18 protein-coding genes are annotated in these 22,971 nt (G+C 39.3%); 13 read left to right on the top strand and 5 right to left on the bottom strand.

What is annotated here, in order from left to right; translation table 11 throughout:
• Window positions 1–38 precede the first annotated feature (38 nt).
• From Q0976_RS12965 to Q0976_RS12930, 8 genes are all read left to right on the top strand, one after another.
• Window positions 39–2,741, top strand: coding sequence for a hypothetical protein (locus Q0976_RS12965; RefSeq protein WP_299494244.1), 2,703 nt, complete (start codon window positions 39–41; stop codon window positions 2,739–2,741).
• Between the two features lie 232 nt (window positions 2,742–2,973).
• Complete coding sequence (gene pdsR / locus Q0976_RS12960; protein ID WP_299494243.1) at window positions 2,974–3,666, top strand: proteobacterial dedicated sortase system response regulator; 693 nt, start codon at window positions 2,974–2,976, stop codon at window positions 3,664–3,666.
• 3 nt (window positions 3,667–3,669) lie between these two features.
• Window positions 3,670–5,922: a proteobacterial dedicated sortase system histidine kinase gene (gene pdsS / locus Q0976_RS12955; protein ID WP_299494242.1), complete on the top strand. Its 2,253-nt coding sequence runs from the start codon at window positions 3,670–3,672 to the stop codon at window positions 5,920–5,922.
• 144 nt (window positions 5,923–6,066) lie between these two features.
• Window positions 6,067–7,251, top strand: coding sequence for a cystathionine beta-lyase (locus Q0976_RS12950; RefSeq protein WP_299494241.1), 1,185 nt, complete (start codon window positions 6,067–6,069; stop codon window positions 7,249–7,251).
• Between the two features lie 832 nt (window positions 7,252–8,083).
• Window positions 8,084–8,509: a hypothetical protein gene (locus tag Q0976_RS12945; protein WP_299494240.1), complete on the top strand. Its 426-nt coding sequence runs from the start codon at window positions 8,084–8,086 to the stop codon at window positions 8,507–8,509.
• Window positions 8,510–8,709: 200 nt separating this feature from the next.
• Window positions 8,710–10,044, top strand: coding sequence for a DEAD/DEAH box helicase (locus tag Q0976_RS12940; RefSeq protein ID WP_299494239.1), 1,335 nt, complete (start codon window positions 8,710–8,712; stop codon window positions 10,042–10,044).
• A 111-nt stretch (window positions 10,045–10,155) separates the two neighbouring features.
• Complete coding sequence (locus tag Q0976_RS12935) at window positions 10,156–10,593, top strand: DUF3010 family protein (protein ID WP_299494238.1); 438 nt, start codon at window positions 10,156–10,158, stop codon at window positions 10,591–10,593.
• A gap of 35 nt (window positions 10,594–10,628) precedes the next feature.
• Complete coding sequence (locus Q0976_RS12930) at window positions 10,629–11,135, top strand: M48 family metallopeptidase (protein WP_299494237.1); 507 nt, start codon at window positions 10,629–10,631, stop codon at window positions 11,133–11,135.
• Here the strand turns inward: Q0976_RS12930 and Q0976_RS12925 are convergent.
• Window positions 11,129–11,449 carry a cupin domain-containing protein gene (locus Q0976_RS12925; protein WP_299494236.1) on the bottom strand — a complete coding sequence of 107 codons (321 nt, stop codon included), beginning with the start codon at window positions 11,447–11,449 and terminating at the stop codon, window positions 11,129–11,131. The genes Q0976_RS12930 and Q0976_RS12925 overlap by 7 nt on opposite strands.
• Before the next feature lie 93 nt (window positions 11,450–11,542).
• Here Q0976_RS12925 and Q0976_RS12920 point away from each other — a divergent pair, with 93 nt between their 5' ends.
• On the top strand, window positions 11,543–12,103 hold the full coding sequence (locus Q0976_RS12920) for a hypothetical protein (RefSeq protein WP_299494235.1): 561 nt from the start codon (window positions 11,543–11,545) through the stop codon (window positions 12,101–12,103).
• Window positions 12,104–12,120: 17 nt separating this feature from the next.
• Here Q0976_RS12920 and Q0976_RS12915 read toward each other — a convergent pair whose 3' ends face one another.
• Both Q0976_RS12915 and Q0976_RS12910 read right to left on the bottom strand, forming a co-directional pair.
• The gene (locus Q0976_RS12915) at window positions 12,121–13,374 is read right to left on the bottom strand and encodes a peptidoglycan DD-metalloendopeptidase family protein (RefSeq protein WP_299494314.1); all 1,254 of its coding nucleotides are present in this window, start codon (window positions 13,372–13,374) and stop codon (window positions 12,121–12,123) included.
• Window positions 13,375–13,953: 579 nt separating this feature from the next.
• Window positions 13,954–14,727, bottom strand: a complete 774-nt coding sequence (locus Q0976_RS12910; RefSeq protein WP_299494234.1) for a TSUP family transporter — start codon at window positions 14,725–14,727, stop codon at window positions 13,954–13,956.
• Between the two features lie 153 nt (window positions 14,728–14,880).
• Between Q0976_RS12910 and gcvA the strand changes: the two genes are divergently transcribed.
• Window positions 14,881–15,780, top strand: a complete 900-nt coding sequence (gene gcvA / locus Q0976_RS12905; protein WP_299494233.1) for a transcriptional regulator GcvA — start codon at window positions 14,881–14,883, stop codon at window positions 15,778–15,780.
• A gap of 7 nt (window positions 15,781–15,787) precedes the next feature.
• Here gcvA and Q0976_RS12900 read toward each other — a convergent pair whose 3' ends face one another.
• Window positions 15,788–16,495, bottom strand: a complete 708-nt coding sequence (locus Q0976_RS12900) for a DUF445 domain-containing protein (RefSeq protein WP_299494232.1) — start codon at window positions 16,493–16,495, stop codon at window positions 15,788–15,790.
• 102 nt (window positions 16,496–16,597) lie between these two features.
• On the opposite strand from Q0976_RS12900, the gene Q0976_RS12895 reads away from it, so the two are divergent.
• Window positions 16,598–19,633: a DUF748 domain-containing protein gene (locus Q0976_RS12895; protein WP_299494231.1), complete on the top strand. Its 3,036-nt coding sequence runs from the start codon at window positions 16,598–16,600 to the stop codon at window positions 19,631–19,633.
• A 184-nt stretch (window positions 19,634–19,817) separates the two neighbouring features.
• Window positions 19,818–20,174 carry a glutathione S-transferase N-terminal domain-containing protein gene (locus tag Q0976_RS12890; RefSeq protein ID WP_299494230.1) on the top strand — a complete coding sequence of 119 codons (357 nt, stop codon included), beginning with the start codon at window positions 19,818–19,820 and terminating at the stop codon, window positions 20,172–20,174.
• 45 nt (window positions 20,175–20,219) lie between these two features.
• Here Q0976_RS12890 and nagZ read toward each other — a convergent pair whose 3' ends face one another.
• Window positions 20,220–21,248, bottom strand: a complete 1,029-nt coding sequence (gene nagZ, locus Q0976_RS12885) for a beta-N-acetylhexosaminidase (protein ID WP_299494229.1) — start codon at window positions 21,246–21,248, stop codon at window positions 20,220–20,222.
• A 246-nt stretch (window positions 21,249–21,494) separates the two neighbouring features.
• Here nagZ and Q0976_RS12880 point away from each other — a divergent pair, with 246 nt between their 5' ends.
• Entirely contained in the window at window positions 21,495–22,871 is a 1,377-nt protein-coding gene (locus tag Q0976_RS12880; RefSeq protein WP_299494228.1) for an L-serine ammonia-lyase, read from the top strand.
• Window positions 22,872–22,971: the final 100 nt, after the last annotated feature.

Raw genomic sequence — 22,971 nt, 5'->3', positions numbered from 1 at the left:
AGGAATACGATCAATAATGAAAGATTAAGGAAAATAAAATGAACACTTATCATTGTCGTTTTATTAAGCGGGCCTATGTCTTTGTTAGTATTATGATCTTAATACTTTATAGTAGCATAAGCTTTGCTTCTAGTATTGCATCTTGGCAACAAAAGGATATAGGACAAGTCAATTACCCCGGTAATGCCGTAGAATTATTAGATGTCATTACGTTAACTGGCTCAGGTAATGATATTTGGGGAGAGCAAGATGATTTTTATTATGTTTATATCCCCGTCACAGGAAATGCCAGTATTACCGTTCGCGTGTTAAGCGTGGAAAATACCCATCCATGGGCTAAAGGCGCGGTCATGTTTAGAGAAACGCTCGCCACTGGTGCTAAAAATGTGGCGCTGGATTATTCTGCCCATGAATATGTTGCCCTTCAATGGAGAGCTGACACGAATGCCCGCTCTAATTATTGGGGCAAAAATGTTGGTCAAGGCCCTGTATGGCTAAAATTAACCCGTGATGGCGATATCTTCACAGGTCATTACTCTTTTGACGGAACAAACTGGCAACTCACCACTCAAAAAACAATCCCCATGACAGAAGACATTTATTTAGGCTTAGCTGCCAGTCCTCATGTCACCACGCAAAACAACATTGTACAATTTGATGGACTGTTAGTTGAGTCTTCAAATGCAACGAATGCTTGTCAAATTCAGGGCGCCCAATGTGGTGCTATAAGCGATGGTAATGGCGGCACACTTGAATGTGGGGTTTGTTCAACCAATGAGGCTTGCGATCTCAACCTTTGTCAGCCCATTGATAATACACAAATCGTTGCTGCTTGTAATGCTTTTGGGGCTCAGTGTGGGGTCATTCGTGATGGTTTAGGCAACACACTTGGTTGTGGTACCTGCGACACAGGCTCAACCTGTTCCAGTAATCGATGTGAAGCTAGCTGCGCTTTGACTCAAATTGATAATGGAACATTTGATCATTTATTTAGCTACACTCCCTTGCAATTTACTTACACCGACCTTTCTGACAATCAACACCCTGTCACCACTAGTTTAAGGGAGCATAACAGTGAAGGCCTCTTTCCCTTTGAGAGTCGTGTAGACATGAATGATAAAAGTGTCACTATCGATTTTACCGATAAATCGGTCTCGACGCCCATGACACTGTCTTTTAAACTCACGCCGACCACCGATAATCAAAGTGGCACAGTGTTAAGCAGTGATAGTCTCGTGATTGAAGAAGTATTAGGTAAGATAAACAGTACACTATCGACTCAAACCAATCCGATTACAGTCAATAATGATAATGGTATGCTGAAACATCGAAGCTGCAATCATTATGCTCTTCAACTCAGTAATGACAAAATCACCACCTTTTTAAATGGTCATCAACAAGAAACCTTAGTTGATACCTCACAATTACACGCTCTGGCTGGGCAAGTCACCGTTGGCCCTTATGCGGGTAAAGTGTGGGATTTAAGGGTCTTTAATGACAGTTTAAGTTCAGATCAAATTCAAGCATTAGGAGAAGAGTGCAGTGATACAACGGTTATGAATCCCCCAGATCCAGAATATCCTCTGTATCTCTGTGGCGCCTATTATTGTATCTTCTGGCCTGAAGGCATAACAGATACGACTCAAGAAAGCTTTGAGTATCAACTGAGTGGTCATGATATGACCTGGGAACATAATGTCATGACAACGGGTATGTATAAACACGAAGCCTTTTGTGCCGAGTTTGCAAAACCCAGACAGTTACTCTTAACTGAGGGGTATCGCAAATCTTGGGTGAGTAAATTCAATTTCGACAGTCCATGGAATCAATATGTGTTACATGAAAACTTCCATGCTTATCAATCTAGAACGGGTGGCTCAACCAAATTCTTAGCAGAATCGAGTGCTTCATGGGGAGCATTTTCTCAAAAGCCAACGGCAAAGGATACCTTACTTGGTTATTATACCCTTCAGCCTCAGCTCTCACTTTGGACAACTCAAAGTTCAGTGTTTGAAGACGGGATCATTGATTACTACAAAGGGGGACATCAATACGGTGCCAGTATCTTTGAACATTATGTGACCCATAATATTCTCAGTGATAACTTTATTGGTTATGTATTTAATCGAAATGTCCATAATCTCGCCCCTTTAAGCGGAAAACCAACCGAAGCCATGTATACCATACTTGAAAATTCCGGGTTTGACATGAGAGAAGTTTTCTCAGATTTTACAGCCCGAATTATGACATGGGATATGCCTTTTGGAGACACCTTTCTTGCTTCTGAGATTGCTTCTTATAATCGCATGGTTAGCGTGAACAATCGGCAAGAAGAGCCTTACCCTGAAGAAGAGATCGATAATAAAGTCACTGAATTTTACGATGTGAACGGTACAGGTGATGCATGGCATACTGTTCCCAGTCGCTACAAAATCGCTTCTTGGGCCTATAATGCGTATGAAGTTGATGTTACAGAAGATACTTTATATGAAATAGGTATTAATCCAGCAATAACCAATCCTAATTATGCAGAATTTAGAGTGCAAATTGTTGTTTATAACCCTGTCACAGGAGAACGTATTTACCATAAATTACCCGAAACCAGTGCCGGTAACCCTGAAGTTATGGATGTAAATGCATCTGCAGGAGATATATTATATTTAGTCGTGGCCAGCACACCTTCAACGCGGTTCATTAATTTTGAAAGTTATAATTATGATTATATAATCCGCCCTAAATAAAACCCATTACATTATTCACTATGGGTACTTAATCGGTATTGATGCGACTCCCCTTATTTGAGGCATAGCATCAATACCTTCATGAACTTAAAAATTCCACGAATATAAAGCCAACTTAATGATCAATTGTGGCTACAATATGGCAATCGTATTTGAGGGCTACTCATTCCGGTAATTTACTGTATAGTCTGGCGCTACATACTAACTGCTGTCGATGAGTCTGTTACCCTAAATGAAACGAATTGCCATCGTTGAAGATGAACCCGCGATCAGAGAAAATTACACCGAAGTATTAGAACAGCAAGGCTATCAAGTACAGGCTTATGCTAACCGTCTCAGTGCCATGCAAGCTTTTCAAATCAGATTACCCGATTTGGCAATTATTGATATTGGTTTAGAAAATGAAATTGATGGTGGCTTTACGTTATGTCAGGCCCTTAGAAGTTTATCGACCCGCTTACCGATTATCTTTCTCACCGCCAGAGACAGTGATTTTGATACCGTTTGTGGCTTGCGTCTCGGTGCCGATGATTATTTAAGCAAAGACGTCAGCTTTCCGCATTTATTAGCGAGGCTAGCAGCGCTCTTTAGGCGTTCCGCTTTACAAGATAGCCAACCCCCCCAAGAAGATTTAATAGAACATGGTCATTTACGTATCGATCTCAATAGGATGTTAGTTCACTGGAAAACCCTCGCAATTGAACTCACCGTCACTGAGTTTTGGATGGTCCATGCATTAGCAAAACGTCCAGGCCATGTTCGTCATCGCCAAGCCCTGATGACTGACGCGAAGATTTTTGTCGATGACAGTACTATCACTTCACATATTAAACGGATCCGTAAGAAATTCTTAGAACAAGACACACATTTTAATTGTATTGATACGGTTTATGGCATGGGATATCGCTGGGATCCACAATCTTAAAACATGTTTAATCTTCCCATGGGGTTACGCTCAAAAGTGGCCATTTTATCCCTGTTTTTACTTTGCCTTCCTTGGCTTGGGTATCAGTATGTCTGGGAAATGGAAAAGTATTTACGCCATGGTCAAGAAAAAACGTTAGAAGGCACCACCCAAGCCTTAGCAACAGCTTTACATGAAAGACCTAAACTGTTTAATAGCCAAGCCAGCTTTTTAACACAAGTCAAAAAAGGACGAGATTTATACGCCTATCCTTTTTCGAGCCCCATACAGCTGGACGGCAAACGAAACGACTGGCAAGCTTATTGGCATAAAGCCATTGACTATGGTGACAATAATATCATTTATCAACGTGATACGAATCAAACCTTGGGGATCCATTTTACTCATATGGTCGGTAAATATGCCGGTTACTTATATGCATTTTTTGAAGTTTTCGACCCCCATGTGGTTTATCGTGGGGAAAACTCACTGAGCATAGATAAAAATGATCATTTAGCCATTGCAACCTTGGCTCCTGATGGACACTTTAAGCGTTACATTGTCTCCACGATAAAAGATGGCTGGATCAGTGCGTTCCAGCTGCCAATGGATCCAACTCAATCAACCCCAGTCACACCCGAAATTAAAATTCAAGGGCAATGGCGTAAAACACAGCAAGGCTATAATATTGAACTGAGAATGCCGTTAAACATGCTCGGCAGTAAATTAGGCTTTGCATTATATGATGTTAACGATAGCAATACACGTCAGTTAGACGCCATTGTCGGCACTTCCGCCATTGATGATGTCAATAAACTGGGAACAGTACTGGTGCCTTCACCAGAAATAGAACAAATCATTAAAGGAATGGGGCATAATCACTCTCGCATTTGGGTACTGGATAATCATGGTAGAGTATTAGCCCGCTCCGGCGATTTACATGACAATCAAAACAACTGGGCTGGAACATTCAAGGAGTCTCAATCTAAAAGTATCTGGCAAACAATTAAACAAAGGTATTTACATCCTCTGTATGCAAAGGTCTTAACCACACCACCTAAAGATTTTGTTGATACACTTGAAGATTCCACTTTATTAGAAGGCAGCTACATCAGTGCAGCCTTATGTGGCCAACAAGGTTCAGGTTGGCGCTTAACACCCGACAAAAAAGCCGTTGTCCTCGCAGCTGCAAGCCCCATCTGGATTGATGATAATGTCATGGGCGTAGTGGTGGCGGAAGAAACAACCCACGGGATAAGAACCCTGCGCAACAAAGCCCTTGAAAAACTGTTTGATATGATTATTACTGTCATGGGTATGGGAACCTTAGCTCTTTTTTTCTTTGCATCTAATATCTCGAACCGGATCAGGCGATTAAGAGATGATGCAGAGCAAGCAATTGATGCCCAAGGGCGAATAACACAGCCTATCATTCCCTCCACGAATAGGGATGAGATCGGTGATTTATCGCGTAGTTTCGCCAATATTGTCACTCGATTAAGCCAATATAATCACTATCTAGAGAATATGTCTTCTCGATTATCTCACGAGTTACGTACCCCAGTTGCCGTCGTTCGCTCATCACTTGAACACTTAAGTTTACAATTATTGCCCCCTAACGCCGATAAATACGTCATTCGTGCACAAGAAGGGATTAATCGACTGAGTATGATTTTAAACTACATGAGTGAAGCCACTCGATTAGAACAAAGTATCACGCAAGCCGACACAGAGGTTTTTCCTCTGACAGATGTGATAAACGGCTGTATTCAAGGCTATCAACTAACCTACCCTGATCAAAAATTTACCTTAAGCTTACCCTCACAGTCCATTTTTATCAGCGGTGTGCCTGAATATATTGCTCAACTCATGGACAAACTTATTGCTAATGCACTTGAATTTAATGAAGCAAGTCACCCCATTGATATTGCATTAAACTTACTTCCATACCGTAGATCAGACAATACGGACAAAACAAAAGCCAGTAAGCATCAGCAAATACAAATAAGAGTATTTAATCAAGGTCCACTTTTACCCGACGATATGTCAGAACATATTTTTGAGTCTATGATCTCTATTCGTCCCCCCTTGCAAACAACAAAATCGCTCAAAGGACACCATGAAAAACCCCACCTGGGTCTGGGGCTTTATATTGCAAGACTGATCGCCCAATTTCATCAAGGTCATATTCAAGCTAACAATTATATTGATGAAAAAGTGCAACAACAAGGTGTTGAAATCATCATTACGCTTCCCATCGCTGAGCTTCCTGCATAGATCTCACCGTACAAAATGCAATAAAGACTGAAAGCGGTCCACAGCAAGTTGAGTATTGGGATCATTTGCCTCTTTATTTTAGCCGTATAGATGTTAAGATGGCTAAAATACCGTTATTCACCTCGTATTCAATGGAACAGCGCTATGAAAAAAGAAACGCAAATTGTGAGCTTAGGTCGACAAAAAAAATGGACCCAAGGCGTGATCAATCCGCCAGTGGTTAGAGCTTCTACCATGACATTCGACACTATGGATGATATGGCCTTTGCCATTAAAAATAGAACCAATGGTGAAATGTTTTACGGTCGACGTGGCGGCCCCACTCACTTTGCTTTTCAATCGGCTATTGCTGAACTTGAAGGCGGCGCTGGTACTGCATTATACCCTTCAGGTTCAGCTGCAATTACAGGCGCGTTATTGTCTTTTTTAAAAGCAGGCGATCATTTGCTCATGGTTGACAGTGTCTATGAACCTACTCGGGATCTTTGTAATAAACTACTGGCAGGCTTTGGCATTGAAACAACTTATTATGATCCACTCATTGGTAAAGACATCGCGACACTCATTCAGCCCAATACTAAGGTGCTCTTTTTAGAGTCTCCGGGCTCCATTACCATGGAAATTCAAGATGTACCAACCTTAAGTCAAATTGCACATGAGCATGATCTAGTGGTTATGTTAGACAATACTTGGGCTTCACCTATTAATTCACGCCCTTTTGAATTAGGCGTTGATATTTCTATTCAAGCGGCCACTAAGTACATTGTAGGCCATTCCGATGTCATGATGGGCACAGCTACAGCGAATCAACAACATTGGGATCAATTAAGGGAACACAGTTATTTATTAGGCCAATGTACCTCTCCTGATGATGTTTACTTAGCCAGTCGAGGTCTTCGTACACTGGGAGTGCGTATGGCGCAACATGAACAAAATGCACTGAAAGTCGCCAACTGGTTAGCCACACGTCCTGAAGTTGATCACATAAGGCACCCAGCTTTTGAAACTTGCCCAGGGCATGCCTTTTTCAAACGTGATTTCAGCGCGGCTAATGGTTTATTTTCTTTTGTATTAAAAGAAGGTGATCGGGCTTCAATTACCGCCTTTGTCGAGAACATGCAACATTTTAAAATGGGCTTTTCATGGGGAGGGTTTGAAAGCCTTATTTTAGGCGTATTTGGTATTGATAAATTACGCACTGCAACACAATGGGATAGTTCAAAGCCACTCATCCGCTTGCATATTGGACTTGAAAATGTAGACGATCTTATCAACGATCTCGACTCCGCTTTTTCTCGTTATCATGCCGTATTGAATAAAAATAACTAATTGATAATACAGCCCCCTTAATATTGCTGTGTTAATAAAAGAATCACGCTGTTAAACAAACAGCGTGATTCTTAATATTCCTCTCCCAACGTATTCAAAAATAAAAAGGAAAAAAATAGATAATGCATCATATATTTGTGTAAATAGTCTACATATAATGAAACAATTAAATACTACCCCTCAAATAACGTATTCAAGTAACATAACCCTCGTTTTCAATAAAGAAGCAATGTCTAATTTAAACCGATTAAACAACAAAAGGTCTTGATATGTATATCAATAATTACTTAGTTAGTCGACCAGTATTATATGATGATAAACGAGGTGTCTTTTCTTACTATAACTTACCCCAAAAAGGCCCTCACCGTATGAATATTAAGACCCTTAATATTGTCGGTTATATCCTTTTTTTCCTATTTTTATTTACGGGTTAAAAAACAAATCAACATTAATAATCTAATTAGAATTATTATGATACAAACAGATAAATATACTCATTTATCACCATCGGAAAGGGTTTATTAATTAGATATTGAATTCTTCATACTAAAAATGAATAAACTAGTTGATATTGAATATATAATTAATATTCTCATAATAAGTAAATGGGTAAAATCATTAAATAATAGGTCTACCCTTAAAAAAGTTAACCGTTCTGAGTCCATTTATTTTTGGTGTGAACATACCACCATCATAAACATTATCTAAAAGAGCATTAACTAAATCGTCATTAAAAATGATAATGTTATTCGTGCTATACTTAATATTCACTATTATCATTATTTATAAATAACCTCGAAATATTAGTGTTACGGTTTCAAGGAGCTAGATTATGTTTAACGCGGTTCTGTTATCCACTATCTTTCGTTACAATAAGGGTTCTCACCTAACCACTAGATTATGTTCGTTTAGCATTATTATCACTCTATTGGCGCTGAACATAGTTAAAGCGTCAGCCAATGAAGACACCTCAACTCAATCGGCCTCTTCAGCGAATGTTGAACTTATCCCTGATTATGAAAAACATGAGCCCGCTCCAAAAGTGAACAGTATCACTCACCAAGAACATAACGATCCTAGAAACTTAGAAGTTTGGCCAGCCCCCAATAACCAAGTGCCTTTTAGTCATAAAGTCCTTTATCAAGCGTGGAAAACCCCCGATTCAGATGAAGATAAAGTGATTGATTCACAAACCAAACAACAAAATAATCAAGCTTTTTTAAAGTGGTTAAAACAGCTAAATCAAGAAAAAGAATAGTCATTTAATGCATAACATCACACCCCCTCTCAATCACACCGCAGAATTAGCTAAGAATGACTAGACAGCATAAGCTCTGCCTTGTATAAATTCCCCACAAACTGCTACACAAATAATCACCAAAGATCGACAGCCCCTAGTGCGCATATGAAAATATGAGGTATAATGGTCGATTATTTTTATGTTAGGGGTATCCCTCTTTGCTATTTACTGATTTTCAACTTGATAACCGTCTTTTACAAAGCTTAAAACACATGGGGATCGATACCCCAACCGATATCCAAGAACAAGCCATTCCAGTGGCGCTTGCCGGTAAAGATTTAATGGCTTCTTCAAAGACAGGATCAGGTAAAACACTGGCTTTTCTATTACCTGCCATGCAAAGAATGATCTCCACTCGCGCACTCAGTAAACGCGATCCAAGAGTGGTCATTTTACTGCCGACGCGAGAATTAGCCACACAAGTCTATAGCCAGTTACGTTTACTCGTCGCAAACACACAATATAAAGCCATTAAAATCCTAGGCGGAGAAAATTTTAATGATCAAGCCAAATCATTAGCCCGTGATCCACATTTTGTCGTTGCGACACCTGGCCGGCTCGCCGATCACCTTGCTCAACACCACCTCCACTTAAACGGATTAGAGCTTCTTATTCTTGATGAAGCGGATCGTATGCTCGATTTGGGGTTTGCCGCTCAATTAAAAGCCATTAATTGCACCGCCGATCATAAGCGCAGACAAACATTAATGTTTTCTGCAACCCTTGATCATACTGACATAAATGATATTGCCGCTGAGCTATTAACCGATCCTGAACATGTTGCCATTGGCGCAGCCAACATTTCCCATGCAGATATTACCCAACATGTCTATTTATGCGATCATTTAGATCATAAAGAAGCCATCCTCTCTCGACTATTAAGCCAAGAACAACATAAGCAAATTATTATTTTTACGGCAACTCGACAAGATACGAGTCGCTTAGCTGACAAATTAGCGCTACAGGGTTTCAAAACAGCGGCGCTCAGTGGCGACTTAACTCAAAGCCAACGTAACCAGATAATGGATCAATTTAGCCGTGGATTACAAAAAATACTCGTGACAACCGATGTGGCTTCTCGTGGCTTGGATTTACTCAATGTCTCATTAGTGATTAATTTTGATATGCCTAAGTTTTCTGAAGAATACGTTCACCGCATTGGTCGTACCGGCCGTGCTGGCAGTAAAGGCGATGCCATTTCTCTTGTTGGCCCTAAAGATTGGCGTAATTTTGAAAATGTTCAACAATTCCTACATAAAACCTTTACTCTCAGTATTTTTGAAGATTTAGCGCCTAAATTTTCAGGATTAAAAGAGAAACCTAAACAGACAAATAATAAAAAAGCCGTCGTAAAAAAACGCAAAAAAGTCGTTAATAATAAGTCAACCGTCAAGCGTACATCGGCTAAACGTGACAAACGCTTTCTTTCTGGTGTGGACATTGGTGATGCCCCCATGTTGAAGAAGCCCAAAAAACCATTACAAGATGATTAAGCGCTATTATCTTCGTAAGCCAAATAGATAAAAAAACCTATCTTTGAGGACAAAAATGATTTGTCATCAAAGATACCATTACGCCAATCCTGACAGTTTTATAGGTATATTATGAGAGTTTGTGGAGTTGAATTAAAAGGTGGTGAAGCCATCATCAGTTTACTTAGTTATGAAGGTGACACTTATAATGTCCCTGATTGTCGCCAACAATCTTTTGCCGTTTCACATTCAGATAAAACGGAGTCCATTCGCGATTTTCATTTTGCTTTTAACAAACTCATGCAAGACTATCATGTTGATGAAATAGTCATTATTTCTCGAGAGCAAAAAGGGAAATTAGCAGGAAGTGCGACCAGTTTTAAACTTGAAGCTGCGATTCAATTGATTGATACTCCCGTCTCATTTATCAATCCCGTCACAGTAAAAGAACAACTAAAACGTAACCCCCTTATGGTCGACTTTGATGGCCTAAGCATGAAACGTTTTCAAAAAAATGCCTTTGAAGCGGCGTATGCTTTTCACACCCTCAATATTTACCAACAGGATTAACATTAAAGGGCGTATTTTACGCCCTTATTTTTCTCATGACAGCACTCACATACCTCAGTGGTTATCCAGCTCACATCCAACAACAAGTCTCTCAACTACTGGAACAAGGCAAACTCGCTCAACATATCACAATACGCTACCCATATTTGCATGATATTCGAAACGATAAAGCCTTATATCGCTATACACAAGATATTAAAAATACGTTTTTAAAAAAAGCACAACCTGTCACCAAGGTCATTTATGATGATAAGCTCACACTGAGTCATCAGGCACTGGGACTTCATTCTTATGTTGCCCGCCAGCAAGGTAATAAGATCAAAGCCAAAAATGAAATTAGGATCAGCGCCAAATTAAAAAAAGTACCTGAAGCTTTCCTACGTATGCTTGTGGTACACGAACTCGCCCACTTAAAAGAAAAAGATCACAATAAAGCCTTCTACAAACTTTGCACCTTTATGGAGCCAGATTATCATCAATTAGAATTTGATCTAAGGCTGTATCTTACGCTAATCGACAATCACCAAAACCCCTATCAATAATGGATAGCCAACCATAATGTTTCTTCATTTGGCGCTGTCCAACTCACTCTATGCTTGCAATGCGCGGGAAGTTCTATCGCCTCGCCGACTGTCAAGCTGACTTTTTCCTCATTAAAAAAGGTGATTTCCGCTGCGCCTTTTAACACCATTACCCACTCACTTTTAGATTGATCGTACCATTGACCTTCTGGTGTCACATGTGCCTTTGAAATAATACGTTCTATCAATATATGGTCATTTTTAACTAAAGGTTGAAAGACTTCTTCAGTGAGATCGAGTGATGGAGGAAGATTAAATACATTCATTTTTTTCATAAATTGTTACCTTTTAACAGCCAAACTTGACTGATAATGATTTTCATTTAGAATTAAGGGCATTTATCTTTTACGGTATAAAGTCAGCACATCATGAGTAATGAACACCTCGAAAAACAACAAAAATATACCCGTAAATTACAAAAAGCCATAAACAAATTCAATCATTATGATTTATTGGGATGTGATACACATATCAATGATGAGCGACAAAAAAAGCGATGTAAATATCTATATAAAATAACCAAATATCAAAAAAAGTTAACTAAACTTAAATTGACATTGCAACAAGTGCCAAGCACCGCCCCCTTACCATATTTCAAAACGGTATTAAGTGTGACTCGATACGCTTGGCAACAAGCAGAGTTAAGACAACAAACAGCGATTGATGTACTAAGCCAGAACAAGCAAGCAATGACATCCTCAAAAATAACTCATCAAGCCTGTAACATGCTTAATATGACATCCACAGTTCAATCAAAACAGTCAATATTGAAGACTGCCCTCACCAATCGCTCTTCCAACGATACGTTAATGGGCCAATTGATTTCACCTCACCACTCAAGCATGAAAAGTCGGCGCTGTAAAAACTGCCCAGCGTTAAAAAAATTAGGCGCTTGTCGCTGCGAGAATAAACAACAACAAGCCAGTTAAACTTAATCGTCAGTCCATTATCCCATCATTTTTTTACATTTATCCACTATCAAAACAAAGGCTTTTTTATCTTTAGAAGACAGTTCTTTTGACATGGGGATCTTTGCTTTCATCGCATCGACTGCTCGACCATTAATTAAAAATTCATAATGCAGATGAGGTCCGGTGATCCTTCCCGTATTGCCCGTTAATGCAATCACTTGTCCTCGTGTCACCTTTTGCCCTTTATGGACAAGCGCCTTTGATAAATGTAGGAAACGCGTGCGGTATTTACTACCATAATCAACCACAATATATTTCCCTGCATAGGGATGATTTGTCACCATGGTCACCACTCCATCACCTGGAGCTATCACTTTTGTCCCTATGGGCGTGGCAAAATCAGTTCCATTATGAGGCGCGATCCTTCCTGTAACTGGATGAAGTCTTCTAGGGTTAAAACGAGAGCTAATGCGGTAATTATGCTTGAGTGGGATCCGCTGAAAAGCTCGTTGTAAACTTCGGCCTTTATCATCATAAAAATTACCATCTGTGTACCGAAAAGCATTAATATCTCGACTGCCTCGGTGAATATCGATAGCCAAGATATGACTGCTGCCTGTTGCTTGCCCTTCAATAAACTGATCGCTTAGCAAAACCGAAAATTTGTCTCCAGCACGAAGATCCCTTGCAAAGTTAATTTTATCTTTTAACAAGGCTTCTATACGTTGAATTTCTGACGCATTTAGTCCCATTTTGGATGCAGACAAGTAAAAAGAACCTTGAATATCACCTTTGACAGTACGGTTTTGCCAAATGCCATCAATATTAACTTCTTTCACATTAAAAGATACGTCATCAAAACGCGTAAAAATCACTTGCCTCGCTGGACTAAAATACACCTCTAACTTTTGTAATTGTCCCTTATCGTTAAGCCAGAATTGAATCGTATTCCCAGGCATCAGTGTATCAAGTGCTAATACATTTAAATCAGCTTCAAGCACTTGATAAAGGGTTTTCTGATCAATTTTAGCTTCTTCAAATAAACCACTGAGCGTATCTCCTTTCACCACCTCTTTTTCAAAGTCAGGCGCTTTTATCACATCATCCACGACCGTTGGAGTATATTCTAATTGTGATAGCCAGCTTTCTTTATCCAAAGCCACAGCGACACGCTTATCGTTAGGCGAATAACTATGCGGCCACAACAGCACGCCACCAATCAGTAATCCTAAACCTAAAACGATAGTTTTATGTTGTACAGGAAACTTGCTTACTTCCCATCGAGGCATTTTAAAAAATGAATTCTTATTCGACTGCAAAACCTTGCCCCATCTCTCTAAATTAAAATGAATAATATGAATTGACGCTAACTCAAAAAATAAATACGAAAAAACAATTCATAAGTAAAACAAAATGAGTGCTAGTTTATAGCAGAAAAAAACCTTCTTAAACTATTAAACTTCATTAATTGTACCTTAATTGGTTTCTTCAACATTCAGCCACTAAGTCATAACGGTTAGCCAACTCACCCCACATTTTTTAACACTAAAAACCAAATTAAAACAATTAAGATACCACACCCCACCATTCAGCAATATAATGATTACACTCAATTGGGAAAACAGAATAAAATAAAAGTTAAGGTACGTGTTTTCAGCTGAACCTTTGCTTGCCAACTTATTTAAATTATGAATAAACCAATCCATACCCAAAAAGCATAGACAATAATTCATCACCTAGATTACACTAAAACATCATCATTGATTAACAAAAAACCGACAGGAAACAAATTGTAAGAAATGTGAAAGGATCGATTTAGTCAATTTGAAAGAAGCCCGTACAGCTCCTTTCAAACAATCATGTGAAGGTTATCCAAATACCGCATATTGTGTCATTAATATTTTAATACTCATAAGCAAAGACATACTTACCACTAGAGGTTTCACCAATTTCGTCCCTTGGCTAAGCACCAAGCTTGCTCCCAATGAAGCCCCAACAGCTTGACCAAGCAACATTATTCCACCTAATAACCACAATACTTTCCCCCCTAATGCGAAAAAAATCAAAGACGCAATATTCGTCGCTAAATTCAATATCTTTGCGTGGGCCGTCGCTTTCGCTAAACCAAAACCTAATAAGGAAACAAACGCTAACGCAAAAAAACTGCCTGTACCTGGGCCAAAAAAGCCATCATAAAAACCAATACCCAGTGCAGCAGTTAATGCAAATACCCCCACACCAAACACTTGATGTCTATCTTGATCGCTCATCTTCTTTGAAAATAAAAAGTACCCACCTAAACCTAGAATTAAAAAAGGTAACAAAACTTCCAATATACTGGCATCAATCAGCTGAACAGCGATGGTTCCAAAAGAAGCACCAATAAAAGCACATAATATTGCCCATTTAATTTCCCCTATTTTAATGACTCCCTTACGAATAAAATAAAAACTGGCAAAAAAGCTCCCCCCACAGGCTTGTAATTTATTGGTCGCTAATGCCGCTGTAGGAGATAATCCTACCCACATTAATACAGGGATTGTCAGTAATCCCCCTCCACCCGCAATTGAATCAATAAAACCGGCAAAGATCGCCACAAAAAAAAGGATAATAACTAGGTTTATACTCAGTTCAAATTCCATAATAAATCGTATTCTGTTCATTATTGAGAGAGGCACATTAAACGCTTTTTGCAACAAAAGTTCAAAGGAGTTATTCTAGTATTAGTGTGAGTTTTTCTCTTGCAAAATCGCATTCATTCTTCTGACAAATAGGGTATTAACAGGTTCACTCTTATGTTTAAAGACTTACCTCCATTAAATGCATTACGTGCATTTGAATCTGCCGCACGACACTTAAGCTTTACGCTCGCAGGTAAAGAACTGTTTGTGACTCATGGCGCAGTGAGCAAACAAATAAAAATCTTAGAAACTTACCTAGGCTTACCCCTTTTTATTCGCCTACACAGACAATTAATATTGACCGATGAGGGACAACGCTACCTCCCCCATGTACAAACGGCACTTCAGTCACTAAACAATGCAACATATGATTTAAAGAACCAACCTTTATTGACACAAACGCTATCCATTAATGTCCTTCCTAGTTTAAGCATTAGCTGGCTTATTCCTCGAATTGAAGAGTTTAAATCTCAGTATCCTCACTTATTTGTTGATTTATCCATTGGTGATTTTCCTGTCGATTTGACAAAACAAAAATACGATATCGCTATTCGAAGTATGACAACTCCGCCAAAATCAATGAAAGTCATTGAGTTAATGGATGAAGATTTATGCTTAGTTTGCTCACCAACGCTGGCTAAAAAACTCAAGCACGTCGATGATATTAATAAAATGACCTTATTGAAACATACCACGCGTCCTGAACTTTGGGAAACATGGGCTGAAGCGGTGGGAGTCAAACTCACCGCAAATAAAAACTTTGCGGTGGAGCACTTTTATATGTTAAGTCAAGCTGCAGCAAGTGGTATCGGCATGGCGCTCATTCCGCGCTTTTTTATTGAAAAGGAATTAAAAGAGGGCAGCTTAGTACTGCCCTTTACTGAGACGTTTACGAGTCCTTATCGTTATTACATCTTAACGTCCAATACAAAACAGCTTGCATTAAAGACTCAAGTTTTTATTGACTGGCTCTTAGCGCTATTTTCAGATTATCGTAATAAACCTCATCACTGAGAACCTATTACACAGGTAAAACAGCCGCAATTAACCCTATCGCCCCCCCAAATACGCCGCCCCAAACAACTAACCAGCCTAAGTGAGTTTTAATCATATCCTGAATGATTTGCTTAACAAGCTGTGGCGTTAACTCATTCAAACGCTGGTTAACAATATCTTCAATTTGTACTTGTAGATCAGCGGACATATGACTATCAGAAAGCTGAGCTTGAAGCACATGATGAAAATCATCACTTTTCGCTATATCCGCTAAAGCCGATTTCATTTTTTCAATAAACGGCTCTTTTAAAGGCATAATCGCTTCACTTCCTCCAAACATGGCCAGCATTCCACCCAATTGAGAATTCTCAACCGTCGTCACTAATCCATCAAAAGCAGGGCTTAAGTCAACTTGCTCAATAACAGGCGCTAAATTCAAGGGTGCAGTATGCTCACTTTGACCAGAAATAAAACGTTCAATATTTTCACTGGTGAAAAATTGCTTCATCATTAAATGGGAGATACCGGCTTTAAATTCTTCAAAGCGTGAAGGCACGACCCCAGAACCATATAATCCTGGGACTTTTTCAAATAACATATGGATTGCTAACCAGTTTGTCACAGCCCCAGATAGCGCAAACAGCCCAATGGATAAAATAATCGGCTCAGGTAATAAATAACCAATAATGACTAATACAGCCGCAATCAGGTTAGTCGTTAAACTTTTATTCAATCTTTCTCTCCAGAACATTAGGTCAAAAACACATTATTTATCTATATTACCAATGAGGAAGCCGAATGAGCAACCACTTACCATTGGCCATAGGGAGAGAAAATGCCAGTAAAAATACCCAATAAAACAACTAGACTTACACGCCTCTTCAAAAATAAAACCTTTTATGCCTTACTCCTGTTTTTTGGTTTACTGTATTTATTACTATTAATGTCAGTCGGTTTTATCCTTCCGCACTTAGTCAAAACCTATGCTCCAGAACACATTGAAACTTGGTTAGAGCGGCCAGTACAACTGACTAAAATCAACATTAACCCCATTAATTTACATGTTAAAATTGAAGGGTTTGCATTACAGGAAAAAAATAACCAAGACTTCGTCGGCTTTAAGGGGCTCAACTTCACCTTTCATTTTTGGGCATCAATCTTCCACCAAGCAATTACGCTCTCAAATGTGAACCTTACAGAGCCGTATATGAATATCACTCGCTTACCTAATTCACCTAATATCACCTTCAATTTCTCCGATATACTTAAACGCCTTGCTAATAAAGATGACCCACAAAAGACCCGTCCTAATCATGGCGATCTAGATACTCTTCCACAGATTATTGTGGATCATATTCACATCAACAATGCCTCAGCTCACTTTACTGATCTCAACAACCAGCGCCGTCTGCAATATCAACATATTAACCTTTCATTGAACTCACTTAATTCAAAAATAAAAATTAAAAATGGCAATCCAGAAAAACATAACACTTATCAGATCAGCTTAGTGGGAGAAAATGGTGGGGAAATAGACACTCAAGGACAATTACAACTCTACCCATTTGACTTGAAAGGAAAAATTACACTCAAGCATTTATCATTACCCGTATTGTGGGAAGTGATTGCTGATGAGTTCCCAGTGCAATTACAACAGGGACACTTAGAAGGAAGCGCTCACTATCATCTCTTTACCTCAGAGAAGCAACAAACCAGGACTTCATCCCCCTTTATCAATGTGACGCTTAACAATGCTGAAATGAGCATTACCGATCTCACTTTATCTCATCAAAATACCCGCTTTTTATCATCACCTTTCATGAAAATTGACAATATCAATCTTAACCTGGGTAAACGAAGTATTAATATTGAACAATTTACCAGTCAAGCGCTTAATATACATGCGAATATCGATAAGCAAGGAATCGATATCATCAAATTTATCACCCCTTCCAAACAAATAACTCAACCTAATATGACCCACTCTTCCAGTAAGGCTCCCAACTGGAAAGTCAAGCTTAACAAAGCAGATATAAAACAAGCTAAACTTAATGTCACTGAAACACTTTTCTCGTCCCCACAATTATGGCAATTGGCTAATATTCACATCACAACAGGCCAAATGGATGCCGCTTTTAGCCAACCAATTCAGTACTCAGCTGCATTTTCTATCAATCAACAAGGACAGGTCAATGCTAAAGGTGCCATTGATTTACAAGATTTATCCAGCTCCTCTGATATTCATCTTTATAAAATTTCACTTGCTCAATTCAAACCTTACTTAGCCCCATATCTGCATTTTAATGAGCTCACAGGTACTCTTCAATCACAAGGTAAAGTCACCACCAATAAACAACAGCAAATGGATTTCACTGGTAAACTGGCCGTAAATGATTTCACGCTTACTATGTCAGAAAAAAAAGCATTATTGTCTTGGCAAGCGCTTTCTATTCCCAACATGACATTCAATCAACAAGCAAACAATCTGTTAATTGATACAATCAATCTCAAGCAAGCCAAAATAAACCTCATTCGGAATAAAAATGGACAATTTAACATTGAGTCTTTAATCCCTATCCCTTCCACAACCACCGAACAAGCTCAAACCAGCACTCAAGATCCCATACCATCAAGTGACAAGCCTCTTGAGATCAGCATTAATCAAGTTAATATTCATGACAGCAGCCATAAGTTTATTGATCGGTCTGTTTCACCAGTATTTATTAGCACCCTCGACAATATCAATGGCAGTATCACCCAAATCCATTCAACACCGCTTCACATGGCCCCTTTTAACCTGTCTGCAAAGATCAATACCCATACTCCCATGACAATAACAGGCTCAATCGCACCATTTTCAGCTCAGGCAAATACCCAATTTGATCTTAAACTAGAACAATTACACCTGCCCCCTATTTCTGCTTATTCAGGCCATTACGTAGGGTATGATATGACACAAGGTTTAATGTCTATTCAATCAAATTATCAAATTAAAGATCAAACACTCATAGGAGACAATCAAATAGTTATTGAACAAATACATGTCAAAAATACCCCAGATAGTGAGCCACAAATATCACTTCCCCTCCCCCTCGCCATTGCTTTACTTGAAGACAAACAAGGCATTATCACGTTAAATCTACCGGTCTCTGGAGATTTGAATGCCCCCGAATTTAATATCGCCAATATACTTAATACCAGTTTTATCAAACTTATCACAAAAACGATTAGCGCCCCTTTTACATTATTGTCCTCATTACTCACAACCGATATTCCACTTAATTCGCTCTATTTTGACGCTGCAAGTAGCCAAATAACCCAAGCACAACAACAGACACTATCCCAATTAGGCCGTGGACTTCGCCAACGCCCAAAACTCACAATATTAATAGCTCATACTGATACACAAGTTAGCGATAAAAAAGCACTATCAACAGAACAACTGCACGCAAAAATAGCCACTTTAAGCAATATCAATGTACAAAATATCGATCTCGGTAATATGGCTTCCTATGTTGATAATCAAGTACTTTCTAATGCTCTCATGCAAATATATGAAAAAGAATCCACTGAAAAGCCCATCACCCTCCCCTTTGAAAACTTATCTTTTGAAACGTTAGAACAACCAAACACGACAGAAGCAACCATTAAGTCACAGCAACAGATTAAGTATCAAGCACTCTATAATCACTTACTTGACATACAAACAGTATCACCAAGCCAAATACATACTCTTTGGGATACTCGATTAAACAAAGTCAAAGATTTCTTAGTCAACAAAGCACAAATTACAGCAGACAGGATCCAAGTCTCCAATACACTCAAGCATACTTCATCCAACCCTCTTACACTCCAACTGTTCGTTAACTAGGAGCGATTGATCTTTCGTGGTTAAATTATGTTCAGATAAGCGAGTTTTAATCGCGGCGGGAGAGGTGACGCCCCCTAGCGTGAGAACAAAAAATAAATTCGACACACAAAACACTGACAACGCTTTTATCCTTTCAAGCCTTAGGTTAAACTCTCGTCGATTTTTATTTTACTCAAGGACCACCATGTTCATTATACGTTGGCTGTTAGGCCGTATTATCTTACTGTTGAACTTTATTTTTACGCCTAAAAAACGTCAACGCTCAGCAGAAGAACAACAAAAAGTGAATGCCATCACACAACACTTTACTTTATTTGAATATAAAGCTTGCCCATTTTGTGTCAAAGTCAGGCGAGCTGCCCGCAGGCAAGCACTCAATATAACCACCCTTGATGCAAAACAGCCTGAGCACAAACAAACGCTACTCAATGAAGGTGGAAAAGTCCAAGTGCCGTGTTTAAGAATTGAAGAAAACAATGAAGTACGCTGGATGTATGAATCTTCAGCCATCATTGATTACTTAAACAAGCGCTGCGGATAACATAAGCCCCCTTCATATCGACTCAGATAAAAACTGAGTCGTTTATCACTGTGGTACTTCAAGATGCACTTTCTCAGCGATCCGTTTAGCTGCTTTCCAACGGGATTCATTATCCAAACTCAACATTACTTGCTGTGCACGTGCCCGCAAACGATTGGCATTATGTTCATGATCTTGGGCTAAAATGGGCCATTCAAAATGCGTTAAAATATCTGCAACACCTTTTGGATCGTTACAAACTAAGATCATATTGCAACCTGCTTCCAGCGCCGCCTGTGCTCGTTGACAATAATCTCCCGCTACAGCTGCGCCTTTCATCCCCAAATCATCAGAAAAAATAACACCATCAAACCCTAACTTATCCCTCAGCACTGTTTTAAGCCAATAAGGTGAAAAGCCTGCAGGCTTTGGAGACACGTTTGAATAAATCACATGTGCAGGCATGATCCCTTGTAATCGTTTTTTATTGATCAATATTTTGAAAGGTAACATATCACATTGCTCAATCACCTTTTCTTCTCTATCGTCTACAGGTTTAGCAATATGAGAATCTGCCGCAACGCTACCATGACCAGGAAAATGTTTTCCCACTGCCGCCATGCCCGCTTGCTCCATTCCCAAAATGAATAGCTCCGCAAGCAAAGTGACTTCGTGAGGATCGGCACTAAAACTTCTTAGCCCTATCACTTCACTGATACCATTAACATCTAATACAGGCGCAAAGCTTAAATCGATATCACAGGCTAATAATTCTACGGCCATCAAAAAACCTAACTCTAATGCCCACGGTTTTGCAACTGACATGCTCCCCTTTGCAGCCAATAGAATCTTCCCCATGGCTGGGATTGCAGTAAAGCCTTCTTTAAAACGTTGAACTCTGCCACCTTCATGATCGACTGCAATTAACAATTCAGGACGACGTTGCCTTAGAGATTGAACCAATTCAATCAATTGGCTTCGATTGATAAAATTACGGCTAAATAATATCACCCCGCCCACTTTTGGATCCATTATTTGCTCTACTTCAGCTTTTGACACCTGAGTTGACAATATATCTAGCATTAAATAACTCACAGAGACTCCAAATGATTTGCATCGTTCAATATTGATATACTTTAAGGTTTTTAGCGGATCATTAATAACATATTCTTATGCTAAGGTTAACTCTATTCATTATTCAGCTTAATTCTCAGCCTTTTCTCATTACTTTTGCTAATATCAAAAACATTAGCATAAAAAATATAATGGTTAGCTTAAGTATAAAATGTGGGATACTTTTCCCACAGTACAATCAAGAGTACAACAATAAGGTATGTTAAGATGATCAGTGTATTTGATATGTTTAAAATTGGTATTGGGCCATCAAGCTCCCATACTGTCGGCCCAATGAAAGCGGGTAATATTTTTATTGATACACTCATCAACTGTGATCTTATTGAAAAAATAGATGAATTAAGAGCCGAGTTATTTGGTTCCTTATCACAAACCGGTAAAGGACACGGTACTGATAAGGCTGTTATTTTAGGTCTTATGAGTGAAGCCCCTGACACCGTCAATACTGATAATGTACCCACTATTTTAAAAAAAGTATCAGACACAGAAACACTTTTACTAACCACAGGAAAAACCGTCTCATTTACACGAGAAAATGGCATTACTTTTCATCGCACTAAAACCTTAGATGCCCATGCCAATGCCATGACCTTGCATGCCTATAGCCAAGGACAATGTCTTTATTCTCGCACGTATTATTCTGTCGGCGGCGGCTTTATTTTAGATGAAGATGAAATCAAAGCCCAAGATGCGTCTCCTGCAGCACCTATAAAATCAGCCCCTTTTGACTTTAATTCTGCCGCTCAATTATTAGATTTATGCACTGAGCATGGCTTTAGTATCTCGTCGCTCATGATGCAAAATGAGCTCAGTATTCGCACTGAAACAGATATTCAAAACCAACTATGGCATATTTGGCAAACCATGAAAAACTGCGTTGAACGGGGTTATCAAAAAGAAGGCATTTTGCCTGGAGGCTTAAAGCTTAGACGTCGAGCACCTTCGATGTATCGCCGCTTGAAAGCGGAAGGAAAACATACTACCGATCCTTTAACCGCACTAGATTGGGTCGATCTTTTTGCCTTATCAGTTAATGAGCAAAATGCCGCAGGGGATCGCGTTGTCACCGCACCCACTAACGGCGCAGCAGGAATTATTCCTGCCGTTTTATGTTATTACGATACCTTTGTTGAATCTGTTGACATGGATATTTGTTGCCGGTACCTGCTTACTGCTGCCGCTATTGGTATTTTATACAAGAAGAATGCTTCCATTTCTGGGGCTGAGGTTGGCTGTCAAGGAGAAGTCGGTGTAGCTTGCTCAATGGCCGCAGCAGCCTTAACTGAAATTATGGGAGGCACAGTTGAACACGTCGAAAATGCAGCTGAAATTGGAATGGAACACAATCTTGGGCTTACTTGTGATCCTGTCGGTGGACTGGTACAAGTGCCTTGTATTGAACGTAATGCAATGGGCGCAGTTAAAGCCATTAATGCCTCAAGAATGGCCTTAAGGGGAGATGGTAACCATAAGGTCACCTTAGATAAAGTCATCAAGACCATGATGGATACAGGGCAAGACATGCGCAGTAAATATAAAGAAACAGCGAAAGGTGGCTTAGCCGTTAATATTGTGGAATGTTGAGCATCAATTGAAATGATGAAAGTTTGCTCAACACCTTGCGGATAAAACGAATCATTCCTGTAAGATCTTATCCCCAATCTAAGTAAACAAAAAAACACCG

Origin of the sequence: uncultured Shewanella sp. (assembly GCF_947501665.1) — a bacterium.
GTDB lineage: Bacteria > Pseudomonadota > Gammaproteobacteria > Enterobacterales > Shewanellaceae > Shewanella.
The sequence above is the reverse complement of the archived record's forward strand: the minus strand, read 5'-3'. Positions and strand labels throughout refer to the sequence as shown.